This window comes from Jeotgalibacillus alimentarius (assembly GCF_000829445.1).
Classification (GTDB): Bacteria; Bacillota; Bacilli; order Bacillales; family Jeotgalibacillaceae; genus Jeotgalibacillus; species Jeotgalibacillus alimentarius.
Genome location: NZ_JXRQ01000025.1, coordinates 15,545 through 27,841, shown reverse-complemented (window position 1 = coordinate 27,841; position 12,297 = coordinate 15,545). Strand labels below are relative to the sequence as shown.

Here is a 12,297-nt window from a genome sequence, read left to right as displayed (position 1 = left end):
TTAGACAATGGCTTCAACTTTAGTGATTAAAGATCTGCACGTTGAGATCGAAGGCAAAGAAATTTTAAAAGGTGTAAACCTTGAATTAGATAGCGGTAAGATTCACGTTATTATGGGACCTAACGGAACAGGTAAATCAACGCTTGCTTCTGCAATTATGGGACACCCTAAGTTTGAAGTAACAAAAGGTGAAGTATTACTGAACGGTGAGAACGTGCTTGAGATGGAAGTTGACGAGCGCGCACTTGCAGGACTATTCCTTGCAATGCAGTACCCAAGTGAGATCACTGGTGTGACAAACGCAGACTTCCTTCGTTCTGCAATCAATGCACGCCGTGAAGAAGGCCAGGAGATTTCTCTGATGAAATTCATCAAAGAACTTGATAAAAACATGGACTTCCTTGAGATGGATCAGAATATGGCACAGCGTTACCTGAACGAAGGTTTCTCAGGCGGGGAGAAGAAGCGTAATGAAATTCTTCAGCTGATGATGATCAAGCCTGAATTCGGTATTCTTGATGAGATTGACTCTGGTCTTGATATTGATGCACTTAAAGTTGTATCAAAAGGGATCAATCAGATGCGCAGCGAAGATTTCGGCTGCCTGATTATTACTCACTATCAGCGTCTTCTTAACTACATCGAGCCTGATTTCGTACACGTTATGATGCAGGGCCGCGTTGTTAAGTCTGGCGGACCTGAGCTTGCACAGCGCCTTGAAAGTGAAGGGTATGACTGGATCAAGCAGGAGCTTGGTATTGAAGACGAAACTGTAGGACAAGAAGCGTAACTGATAGGAGGATGAATATGACGACACAAATGAAATTGCCGGTTGATCAGCAAGCGGTGCAGGCTTTCTCAGAAAAGAACGGCGAGCCTGGCTGGCTGTCGTCCCTTCGATTGGACGCACTTGCGAAAGCAGAAGAGCTGCCATTGCCGAAGCCGGATAAAACGAAAATTGATAAATGGAATTTCACACAGTTTGCAAGCCATACTGTAGATAGCGAAGTGTATGCTTCATTAGAAGAGCTTCCTGAATCAGTGAAGTCTCTTGTAGATACTGAAAAGCAGGAAAACCTTTATATCCAACGCAATAACACACCAGCTTATCTGAAGCTGTCTGACAGCCTGAAGAGTAAAGGTGTTATTTTCACAGATATTTTAACTGCAGCAAAGGAACACCCTGAGCTTGTAGAAAAGTATTTCATGAAAGATGCAGTTCAGATGGACGAGCATAAGCTGACTTCACTTCATGCAGCACTTGTGAACGGCGGGGCATTCCTTTATATTCCAAAGAATGTAGAACTTGAAGAGCCGATTCAGGCAGTTTACGTTCACGACAATGCTGATGCAGCACTTTTCAACCACGTACTTGTTGTGGCTGAAGAAAATTCTGCAGTGACTTATGTAGAATCTTACCTGGCTACTGAAGGTGCCGGTGAGTCACTTGCTAATATCATTACAGAAGTTGTGGCAAAAGATAACGCGCGCGTTGTATACGGTGCGGTTGATAACCTGTCAGAAGGTACAACTACTTACGTAAACCGCCGCGGTACAGCTGCTCGCGATGCTAAAATCGAGTGGGCGCTTGGTATGATGAATGATGGAGATACAATCTCTGAAAACATCACACACCTGATCGGTGACAATTCTCACGGTGATACAAAGATGGTTGTTGTAGGCCGCGGGAAGCAAAAACAGAACTTTACAACGAATATCAGACACTGGGGTAAAAACTCAGAAGGTTATATTTTAAAGCATGGTGTAATGAAAGACGCTGCATCATCAATCTTTAACGGAATCGGTAAGATTGAACACGGTGCAACTAAAGCAAACGCTGAGCAGGAATCACGCGTACTCATGCTAAGTGAGAAAGCACGTGGAGATGCTAACCCGATTCTTCTGATTGATGAAGATGATGTAACAGCAGGTCACGCTGCTTCAGTTGGACGTGTAGACCCGATGCAGCTGTTCTATCTGATGAGCCGCGGTATCTCCCAGCAGGAAGCAGAGCGTCTTGTGATCCACGGATTCCTTGCACCTGTTGTAACCAAACTTCCAATTGAAGGGGTTAAGCAGCAGCTTACAGAGGTTATCGAAAGGAAAGTGAATGTATGAATATTCAAGAGATCCGCAGACAGTTTCCAATATTGGACCAGGAAGTAAATGGTCAGCCGCTCGTCTATCTGGACAGCGCAGCTACTTCTCAAAAACCGCTGTCTGTGATCCGGGCGCTTGACGAGTACTATAAAGGGTACAACTCAAACGTGCACCGCGGTGTACACACGCTTGGAACCCGTGCGACAGACGGGTATGAAGGAGCTCGAGAAAAAGTTCGTAAATTCATTAACGCCGCGTCAAATGAAGAAGTGATCTTCATGCGCGGTACGACAACAGCCATTAATACAGTGGCACAAAGCTATGGTGCAGACAATGTGAAAGAAGGCGATGAAATCGTCATCACACATATGGAGCACCACAGCAACATTATCCCATGGCAGCAGCTGGCGAAAATAACCGGTGCAACACTTAAGTATGTACCGCTTCAGGAAGACGGCACACTGTCACTTGATGATGTGCGCGAGACGATTACAGATAATACAAAAATCGTCTCAATCATGATGGTGTCAAATGTTCTTGGTACAATGAACCCGATTAAAGAAATCACTCAGATCGCCCATGAACATGGTGCCGTGATGATGGTGGATGGTGCACAGGCTGCGCCGCATATGAAGGTTGACGTACAGGACCTTGACTGTGACTTCTTTGCATTCTCAGGTCACAAAATGGCCGGACCGACCGGTATTGGTGTGCTTTATGGTAAGAAAAAGCATCTGAATGCAATGGAGCCGGTTGAATTCGGCGGTGAGATGATTGACTTTGTCGGTCTTCAGGACTCCACGTGGAAAGAGCTTCCGTGGAAATTTGAAGGCGGGACACCGATTATTGCAGGCGCGATCGGTCTTGGTGCCGCAATTGATTTTCTGAATGAAATCGGACTCGATGAAATTGAAAAGTATGAGCATCACCTTGCTGCGTATGCGATGGAGAAAATGTCTGAGATCGACGGTTTAACGATTTACGGACCTAAAGATCCGGGCCAGCGCGCAGGACTTGTGACATTCAATCTTGACGATGTTCACCCACATGATCTCGCTACAGTGCTTGATGCGGACGGTATTGCGATCCGTGCAGGTCATCACTGTGCACAGCCTCTGATGAAATGGCTGGACGTATCTTCAACTGCACGTGCGAGCTTCTACCTGTACAACACAGAAGAAGATATCGACCGTTTAGTGAATGGACTCGTTAAAACAAAGGAGTATTTCAGCGATGTCTTTTAATAACTTAGATCAGCTGTATCGTCAGGTGATTATGGATCACTATAAAAACCCGCGTAACAAAGGTGAGATTGAAGACAGCGTAACTGTCGATATGAACAATCCTACATGCGGTGACAGAATCCATTTAACACTTGACGTGCAGGATGGAATTGTAAAAGAAGCAAAGTTCGATGGTGAAGGGTGCTCAATTTCAATGGCGTCTGCCTCTATGATGACTCAGGTGATCAAAGGTAAACCAATTGATGAAGCACTGAAATATTCTCAAATCTTTTCAGATATGATGCTTGGCAAAGAATACGATGATTCAGTTGACCTTGGTGATATTGAAGCACTGCAGGGAGTGGCAAAATTCCCTGCCCGTATTAAATGTGCAACACTTTCCTGGAAAGCAATGGAGAAGGGGATTGACCAGCAGTCTGAGTAACTGCAAACAAAGAAGGAGGAATCATCATGGCTAAGAAAATGCCCGAAGTTGGCGATTATAAGTATGGCTTCCATGATAAAGACGTATCAATTTTCCGTTCAAAGCGTGGTCTGACGCGTGAAATCGTGGAAGAAATCTCACGTATGAAAGAAGAGCCTGAATGGATGCTGAACTACCGTCTGAAGGCGCTTGAGCAATTCTACAACATGCCAATGCCTCAATGGGGCGGTGACTTAAGCGGATTGAACTTTGATGAAATTACGTACTACGTAAAGCCATCAGAGAAAAGCGAGCGCAGCTGGGACGAGGTTCCAGAGGAAATCAAGCGTACATTCGATAAGCTTGGTATTCCTGAAGCTGAGCAGAAGTACCTTGCAGGTGTATCTGCACAGTACGAATCAGAGGTTGTATACCACAACATGAAAGAAGATCTTGAAGAAATGGGTATCGTCTTCAAGGACACTGATTCAGCACTTAAAGAAAACGAAGAACTATTCAAAAAGCACTGGGGAACGGTTATTCCTTCAGGAGATAACAAGTTCTCAGCACTTAACTCAGCAGTATGGTCAGGTGGATCATTCATCTACGTTCCTAAGGGCGTAAAAGTTGATACTCCACTACAGGCGTACTTCCGAATCAACTCTGAAAACATGGGTCAGTTCGAGCGTACACTGATCATTGCTGATGAAGGCTCAAGCGTACACTACGTTGAGGGTTGTACAGCACCAGTTTACACAACGAACTCTCTTCACAGTGCCGTTGTTGAAATCATTATCAAAAAAGACGCGTACTGCCGTTACACAACAATTCAGAACTGGGCGAATAACGTATTCAACCTGGTAACGAAGCGTGCAGTCTGTGATGCAAATGCAACAATGGAATGGGTGGATGGAAACATCGGCTCTAAGCTGACAATGAAGTACCCTGCAGTCATCCTTCGCGGTGAAGGTGCACGTGGTATGACACTGTCAATCGCACTTGCAGGTAAAGGTCAGCACCAGGATGCAGGCGCTAAAATGCATCACTTAGCACCAAACACGTCATCAACAATCGTATCGAAATCAATCTCAAAACAGGGCGGTAAAGTAACATACCGCGGAATCGTACACTTTGGACGTAAAGCCCACGGTGCACGCTCTAACATTGAGTGCGATACGCTGATTATGGATAACGAATCAACATCTGATACAATTCCATACAACGAAATTCTGAACGATAACATTTCACTTGAGCACGAAGCGAAAGTGTCGAAGGTTTCTGAAGAGCAGTTATTCTATCTGATGAGCCGCGGAATTTCTGAAGAGGAAGCAACTGAAATGATCGTAATGGGCTTCATTGAGCCATTCACGAAAGAGCTTCCGATGGAATATGCAGTAGAGATGAACCGCCTGATTAAGTTTGAAATGGAAGGTTCTATCGGTTAATATGACAAAAACCCGTACTTTGAAAGTGCGGGTTTTTTTATGCTTTTATTTTTCACCGAACCGCTGGACCTTTCCGTGCAGGACTGCGCCTTCCTGCACCCGGGCGGGAGTCTTCGTCCAGCACTCCAAGGTCCAGCTAATATATTAATAAGACAAATCCTCCGTAACCTTCTCAGCAGGTGTAGATCTCCATATAAAACCAATTGCTGCACCAACTAAAGCAGGCAACATCCACCCAAGTCCAATTTCATATAGAGGAAGGTAACTGACATAAAACTCAGTCACAGCGTCAAGCGCACCATTTGATACTGCAGGAAGTGTACCTGTTAAAGCGTTATAACCGTCGATCAGGCTGACGAAGAATGTCAGGAACATGGCGCCAGCATAGATGCTTCTTTTATGACCGAACAGATTTGACGTCAGGCCAAGCAGAATCAGTACAATCGCGAGCGGGTATAGGAACATGAGTACAGGTACTGCGTACTGAATAATATTTGTTAAGCCGAAGTTTGCGATAATTAATGACATCAGCGATAGCATCAATACAAATGTTTTATAGCTGACTTTTGGGTAAAGCTGATGGAAGAATTCACTGCAGGCAATGATTAGTCCAATACTTGTTTTCACGCAGGCAAGGACAATGATCAGTGCGAGCAGAATCGCGCCAAATGGGCCGAAATAATGCTGTGCAACCGCAGCGAATGTCAGTCCGCCATTTTCAAATGTACCGACCGCGTCAGTGCTCGTTGCACCCATATAAGTGATCAGTCCATAGATTAGCATCATCAATCCTGTTGCAATCAGCCCGGACTTTAACGTCGTGCTTGCGATGACTTTTTTATCAGTGATGCCAAGGTTTTTGATTGCGTGGATCACAATAATTCCAAACGCCAGTGCCCCGAGCGCGTCCATTGTATTATAGCCTTCACGAAAGCCGCTCATAAACGGCAGTGACTGATAATCAGCAGCAGGGGCCCCGAAACTGCCCATCGGCTGAATAATAGCTGTGATAATTAAAATAGACAGGAAAAATAAGAAGACCGGCGTCAGGTATTTACCGACAATATCCATGACTTTTTCAGCCTTCAATGAACATACATAAACAATTGCAAAGAAGATGAAGCTGAACACTGCAAGCCATAACCCGCTGTTCTCAGCACTGACAAAAGGTTCAAATCCCACAGTATAAGGAACTGTAGCTGTTCGCGGGATCGCAAAGAACGGTCCGATTGTTAAATAAAGAATGAGTGCAAATACTGTCCCGAATAAAGGATGTACACGGCTCGCTAAGTCATGAAGCCCTTTACTGCCTGATAGCCCGATTGCGAGAATACCAAGCAGCGGAAGTCCGATTGCTGTGACAAGAAAACCTGCCAGAGCGGGCCAGAAGGAGGTACCTGCAAGCTGTCCAAGCTGAATCGGGAAGATCAGATTACCTGCCCCGAAGAACAAGCCAAATAACATCGTGCCAATGATTAAATAAGTGGAAAAAGGTATTTTCTGTTGCATAAGGTAGTCCTTTCTTTGCATAAACGCTTCGCTGTAATAAAGGTAATCCTAACAAGAATGTCACACGCACACAATAGTATTTTTACGATTTTCAGAAGCGAAATTCATGTCAGCGCTTTCTTCTTACATTTAATGTGTGACAGCAGTTAAGCTTTGAAGAAAAAGACCAATCCCCCTCACTACGACTGCCGTTCAACTGTGATACAATAACCATATTAAATTGGTCAAAAAGCAGGTGGTCATGTGATTTATATCGGACTCACCGGATGGGGAGACCATCCGGATGTATATGATGAAAATTCATCAAAGCAGGATAAGCTGAAAGACTACTCCGCACACTTTCCGATTGTTGAACTCGATGCATCGTTTTATGCAGTTCAGCCTGAACGGAATATGAAGAAATGGGTGGCAGAAACGCCTTCTTCATTTAAGTTCATCGTGAAAGCCTATCAGGGAATGACTGGTCATCAGCGCGGTGATAACCCGTTTGAATCAAGGGAGGATATGTTCCGGGCATTCCGGTTGTCACTTACTTCACTCATTGAAGCAGATAAGCTCGGTGTTGTACTGCTGCAGTTTCCACCGTGGTTTGACTGCCAGAAACAGAACGTGGATTACATAAGGTATTGTAAGCAGCAGCTGGAAGGCCTGCCGCTTGCGATTGAATTCAGAAATCAGACGTGGTACGCAGATGAATTCCGTGAGCGCACGCTGCAGTTTTTAAAGGATGAAGAATTGATTCACAGTGTCTGTGATGAACCGCAGGCAGGAGAGGGATCTATTCCGCTGGTGGCAGAAACGACACATAAAGGGGCTACTGTATTCAGGCTTCATGGCAGAAACACTGCCGGCTGGACAAAGAAAGGAAATGAAAACAGCTGGCGTGAAGTGCGCTATTTATATGATTATACAGAAGCAGAACTGAAAGATCTGGTGCCTGTCCTTCAAAAACTGGACCGGACATCCGATCACATATATGTACTGTTTAATAATAATTCAGGTGGTCATGCTGCTTCTAATGCGAAGACCATGATTGATCTGCTGGGACTTGATTATGGAGGGCTCGCACCGCGGCAGCTTGACTTATTTTAGATTGGGATGAATGGGAATGGAATGGATTTTACTGCCCTTAATTGGGCTATTAGCAGGGGCTGTCGGTTCGCTGATTGGTCTTGGCGGCGGTGTCATTGTCGTGCCTGCCCTGTTGTTTTTTGGTCCGGCACTGATGTGGATAGAAGGGATTACACCTCAGACAGCAGTCGGTATTTCACTGGTTGTGATGATTTTCACAGGACTTTCATCAACACTCGCTTATTTGAAAACGAAAACAGTGGATATGAAAAGCGGCCTGCTGTTCTTTGCAGGGAGCGGTCCGGGAGCTGTCATCGGTTCATATACTAATCAATATCTGGCGCTTGATTCTTTTCATTTATATTTTGGCATATTTATGATTTTTCTATCCTTAATTCTGCTTATCAGAAATAAGATAAAACCGATTGAAAAGTTCAAACAGGCTTCTTATCAGCGGCATTTTACTGATCCTCAGGGCGTAAAATGGTCTTATGGGTTTCCCCCTGTTGCAGGCGTACTTGCAGCATTTGCAGTCGGTTTTGCTTCAGGGCTGTTCGGAATTGGCGGAGGTTCTGTCATGGTGCCGGTTATGATCATTGCTTTTTTATTCCCGCCGCACGTTGCAGTCGGCACTTCGATGCTGATGGTCTTTCTCTCAGCACTGCTTGGATCCGGCTCGCATATTCTGCTTGGAAATGTAGACTGGCTATACGCCGCATTGCTGGCACCTGGTGCCTGGTTCGGCGCAAAGCTTGGTGCGTGGATGAATCAGCGTCTCCAGTCAGACAAGCTTGTGATTGTCCTCAGACTGATTCTGGTCCTGATCGGTATCAGGTCGATTATTGAAGGATTATACGGTTAGCCTGGAGGTGAAAGATGATGAAAGAAAGAATTACGATTTTTCATACTAATGATCTGCACAGCCACTTTGAGAACTGGTCACAGATCCATCAGTTTCTTACTCAAGAGAGACAGCAGCTCGAACAGGCCGGTGAAGAAGTGCTGCTGTTTGATATTGGAGACCACGCTGACCGTTCGCATCCTTTAACAGAAGGATCTGCCGGAAAAAGAAACGTGGATCTACTGAATAATGCAGGCTATGATGCGGTCACGATCGGTAATAATGAAGGAATTACTTTTTCTTATGAAGAATTAAATGACTTGTATCGCGATGCAAACTTCGAAGTTATACTTGCAAATCTGTTTACTGCAGAAGGCCAGAGACCTGACTGGGCACGTCCTTATCTGATCAAAACGACGAAAAGCGGCGTGAAGGTCGGTATTACTGCAGTGACAGCGGAATATCCTGTCTTTTATGAGAAGCTCGGCTGGCGTATATCATCAGCAAAGGACGAGCTGAAAGCACAGGTCAGGGCAATGAAGGAAAAAGTGGATATTATTATTCTGCTATCACATCTGGGCATTAGAGAAGATGAGTGGGTGGCTGAGGAGTGTCCTGAAATTGATGTCATTATGGGTGGGCATACCCACCACGTGCTTGAAAATGGCAGACTGCATCATAACGTCCTGCTGGCTGCAGCAGGAAAGTTTGGCATGTATACAGGAAAAGTTGAGATCGAGTATGATCATGTCAGCGGAACGGTTTCAGGTAAAACAGCGACACTGTATGAAACAGGTGAATTACCTGAAGCTGAAGATCACACAGAGCGCTGGTTTGAAGAAGGGAAGCAGCTGCTTTCCAATGAAATCACTGTACTTAATCAGCCGATCCATCACAATCCGTTAGAAGCATCTTCACCTTTGTCACATCTGCTTGCTGAAGCAGTGCTTGACTGGTGTGATGCCGACCTGTCGATTGTTACAGGCGGCCTGCTGCTGCATCCGCTTGAAGCTGGTCCCGTTACTGAATATGATCTGCACAGGATTTTACCGCACCCGATCAATCCCTGTCTTGTAGAGCTTTCAGGGAGTGAGTTAAAAGAAGTAATCAGACAGTCACGTCATCAGAACTGGCCGACAACGGTGATCAGAGGGCTTGGCTTCAGAGGAACGATTTTGGGTGAGTTTGTCTTTAAGGAACTGGTTGAAAAAGATCATCAGTTTTACGTCGGGAATGAACCTGTACTTGCAGAAAAAACGTACCGGGTAGCGACAGTTGATATGTTTACATTCGGCTTTTTCTTTCCTGAGATGCACAGGGCAAGGAAGCAATATTTCATGCCGGAGTTCCTGCGTGACATTTTAAAAGAAAAATTAAAAGGATATGCCCGTTAATCATTAAAATAGATAGAGAAGGGTGATCGAGGGATGAGGTTAATTTCTGTAAAAGTATTGAGAGCGGGCATGGTCCTGGGACATACAATTTATAACGTGAATGATAAGCCTTTGCTGCAGGCGGGCGTGACATTAACACAGGCGATGGTGGACCGTCTGCGTCTGCTGAGAGTCCAGTATGTGTATATTGCTGATGGGAAATCTGAAGGGATCGATGTAAAAGAAAGCGTACCTGTCCACGTCAGACAGGAGACGATCCGTGAAATTAAAGACTCATTTTCTTCGATACAGACAAGCAGTAAAAAGGATATGACAGCCATGCTTGCTGATAAAGCAGGCAAAATCCAGAACGTATTGAAAAATATTATGAGTGAAATGGATGCCAATCAGGATCTGATGATGATTCTGTCTGATGCTTATTTATATGATTCATACATTTTCCATCATTCCTATAATGTGACGCTATATACGCTTGCAATCGGAAAGCAGTTAAAGCTGCCTGTGAAACAGCTTGAACAGCTGGGTCTAGGTGCAATGCTTCATGATATCGGTAAGACGATGATTAATGAAGAGATTCTGATGAAAGAGGGACCGCTGACAGATGAAGAGTTTGAGGAGATCAAAAAGCATACAGTTCATGGCTTTGAGCTGCTCAAAAACCTTCATAATGTATCTCTGCTGACAGCACATTGTGCCTTTCAGCATCACGAAAGACTTGACGGGTCTGGATATCCAAGAGGATTAAAGGCTGCAGACATTCATCCTTATGCAAAAATACTGGCTGTCGCAGATGTCTTTGATGCCTGTACGTCAAACCGCGTATACAGGGGAAAAATGCTGCCCGCAGACGCGCTTGAGATTTTACTTGCCGGATCAGGTACTCTTTTTGATCCTGTTGTCATCAAAGCTTTTCAAATGGGCATCGCAATCTATCCAAACGGATTGACTGTACAGTTAAGTGACGGCAGAAAGGGAATTGTGGCACAGCAGAATAAGGGGATGTCCACACGCCCGGTCATCAGGATTGTAGAAGAAAATGAAAAAATCGTGGATGCAACCTATGAATTGGATTTATCCAAACACCTCGACTGTACAATTTGCAAGACCGGTATCATGTTCACAACAGAATAATAAACAGTGAAGTCACCCTCCTTTCCGGCATAGACTACTTTGTAGGAGGGCTTTTTTATGCGCAAAAGAAGGTTTGTGATAAAACCGCTGACTGCACGTTCCGTGTGGCTGATATCAATCTTGTTATTTTGTCTGATGACTGTTACTGGCCTTGTTGTGATTAATACAGGGATCAAACCTACACTGATGATTTATGCTGAATCGCAGACAAAGAAAATCGGTGCACTAGTGATCAGTAAGGCAGTCAATAAAGAAATCGCCAATGTGATGGACATTAATGAGATTATTGAAAATGTCCCGACAGATTCAGCTGAAATGGTGACGACAAAGTTTAATACTGAAATTATTAACCGTGTGATGTCTGAAACGACTGAGCTTGTGCAGGAACATTTGAGAGCGATTGAAAAAGGAGATACAACTATTTTGAAATCTCTTACAGAATTAGATCTTGAAGTTGAAGATGCAGGTGATTTAGAAGGCATTGTCTATACAGTACCACTTGGGCAGGCTACCGGAAATGCACTTCTGGGAAATCTTGGTCCGAAGGTGCCGATCCGCTTTCATGCAGTAGGGAATGTAACCTCTAATATCAAATCCAATATTAAGGAATTCGGCATTAATAATGCTTTAGTGGAAGTCAATATTCATCTGGTAGTCAAAGTGCAGATCATTGTTCCTTTTGCGACAGAAGAAACGACCATTGAACAGGACATTCCCGTTGCAATGGGAATGATCCAGGGGCAGGTGCCTGAGATCTATAATATGGGAGAAGGAATGTCGCCTTCACTCGAAGTACCGATTCCTACAGATTAGTCTTGAATTGAAGAGAACAGCTTGTTATAATAGTTCAGTAAAATGAATAATCACCACATCATAATCCGATGGGGTAGAGGAGCAGGATTTAAGAGTAATCTGTGTGAGGATGACAACTGCGATCACAGGTGAAAGGGGATCACTGCCGAAATGGTAACAATCAGTCAGGGTTTTATCATTGGGGTTATCTTTAACAGGGATAACACTCTCTTGCTGCAGAATTTTTTCTGCGGGATGAGGAGCTACAGATCGTGATGGAGCATAACATTACTGACGACAAGGGTAATGGTAGAGTCCTCTATCATTGCCCTTTTTTGCGTTTTTTTGCGATTATGCCTCATACCTT

Annotated in this window: 11 protein-coding genes and 1 riboswitch; of the genes, 10 read left to right on the top strand and 1 reads right to left on the bottom strand. The window is 44.5% G+C overall.

What is annotated here, in order from left to right:
* Positions 1 to 7 precede the first annotated feature (7 nt).
* Genes sufC through sufB form a run of 5 tightly spaced genes read left to right on the top strand, consistent with a single transcriptional unit; the run spans position 8 to position 5,192 of the window.
* On the top strand, positions 8 to 790 hold the full coding sequence (sufC, locus tag KP77_RS12825; protein ID WP_039810768.1) for a Fe-S cluster assembly ATPase SufC: 783 nt from the start codon (positions 8 to 10) through the stop codon (positions 788 to 790).
* Between the two features lie 17 nt (positions 791 to 807).
* Positions 808 to 2,118 carry a Fe-S cluster assembly protein SufD gene (gene sufD, locus KP77_RS12820; protein ID WP_041123128.1) on the top strand — a complete coding sequence of 437 codons (1,311 nt, stop codon included), beginning with the start codon at positions 808 to 810 and terminating at the stop codon, positions 2,116 to 2,118.
* Positions 2,115 to 3,344 (top strand): cysteine desulfurase, encoded by a 1,230-nt coding sequence (locus tag KP77_RS12815; protein ID WP_041123127.1) that lies wholly within the window; start codon positions 2,115 to 2,117, stop codon positions 3,342 to 3,344. Before sufD ends, KP77_RS12815 begins: the two co-directional genes overlap by 4 nt.
* Positions 3,334 to 3,768, top strand: coding sequence for a Fe-S cluster assembly sulfur transfer protein SufU (gene sufU / locus KP77_RS12810; RefSeq protein WP_039810760.1), 435 nt, complete (start codon positions 3,334 to 3,336; stop codon positions 3,766 to 3,768). The genes KP77_RS12815 and sufU overlap by 11 nt, the downstream gene beginning before the upstream one ends.
* Before the next feature lie 26 nt (positions 3,769 to 3,794).
* A complete protein-coding gene (sufB, locus tag KP77_RS12805) occupies positions 3,795 to 5,192 on the top strand; it encodes a Fe-S cluster assembly protein SufB (RefSeq protein WP_041123126.1) in 1,398 nt (465 codons plus the stop codon).
* A gap of 144 nt (positions 5,193 to 5,336) precedes the next feature.
* Here sufB and brnQ read toward each other — a convergent pair whose 3' ends face one another.
* Entirely contained in the window at positions 5,337 to 6,701 is a 1,365-nt protein-coding gene (gene brnQ, locus KP77_RS12800) for a branched-chain amino acid transport system II carrier protein (RefSeq protein ID WP_041123125.1), read from the bottom strand.
* Between the two features lie 243 nt (positions 6,702 to 6,944).
* On the opposite strand from brnQ, the gene KP77_RS12795 reads away from it, so the two are divergent.
* From KP77_RS12795 to yunB, 5 genes are read left to right on the top strand one after another with little or no spacing between them, the layout of a single operon-like run.
* Entirely contained in the window at positions 6,945 to 7,793 is an 849-nt protein-coding gene (locus KP77_RS12795) for a DUF72 domain-containing protein (RefSeq protein WP_041123124.1), read from the top strand.
* A 16-nt stretch (positions 7,794 to 7,809) separates the two neighbouring features.
* On the top strand, positions 7,810 to 8,634 hold the full coding sequence (locus tag KP77_RS12790; RefSeq protein ID WP_041123123.1) for a sulfite exporter TauE/SafE family protein: 825 nt from the start codon (positions 7,810 to 7,812) through the stop codon (positions 8,632 to 8,634).
* A 14-nt stretch (positions 8,635 to 8,648) separates the two neighbouring features.
* Positions 8,649 to 10,007: a bifunctional metallophosphatase/5'-nucleotidase gene (locus KP77_RS12785; protein ID WP_235420716.1), complete on the top strand. Its 1,359-nt coding sequence runs from the start codon at positions 8,649 to 8,651 to the stop codon at positions 10,005 to 10,007.
* Between the two features lie 33 nt (positions 10,008 to 10,040).
* Positions 10,041 to 11,138: an HD-GYP domain-containing protein gene (locus tag KP77_RS12780; RefSeq protein WP_052474205.1), complete on the top strand. Its 1,098-nt coding sequence runs from the start codon at positions 10,041 to 10,043 to the stop codon at positions 11,136 to 11,138.
* A 57-nt stretch (positions 11,139 to 11,195) separates the two neighbouring features.
* Positions 11,196 to 11,951, top strand: coding sequence for a sporulation protein YunB (yunB, locus tag KP77_RS12775; RefSeq protein ID WP_041123122.1), 756 nt, complete (start codon positions 11,196 to 11,198; stop codon positions 11,949 to 11,951).
* Positions 11,952 to 12,017: 66 nt separating this feature from the next.
* A riboswitch (Lysine riboswitch) is annotated at positions 12,018 to 12,204 on the top strand.
* Positions 12,205 to 12,297: the final 93 nt, after the last annotated feature.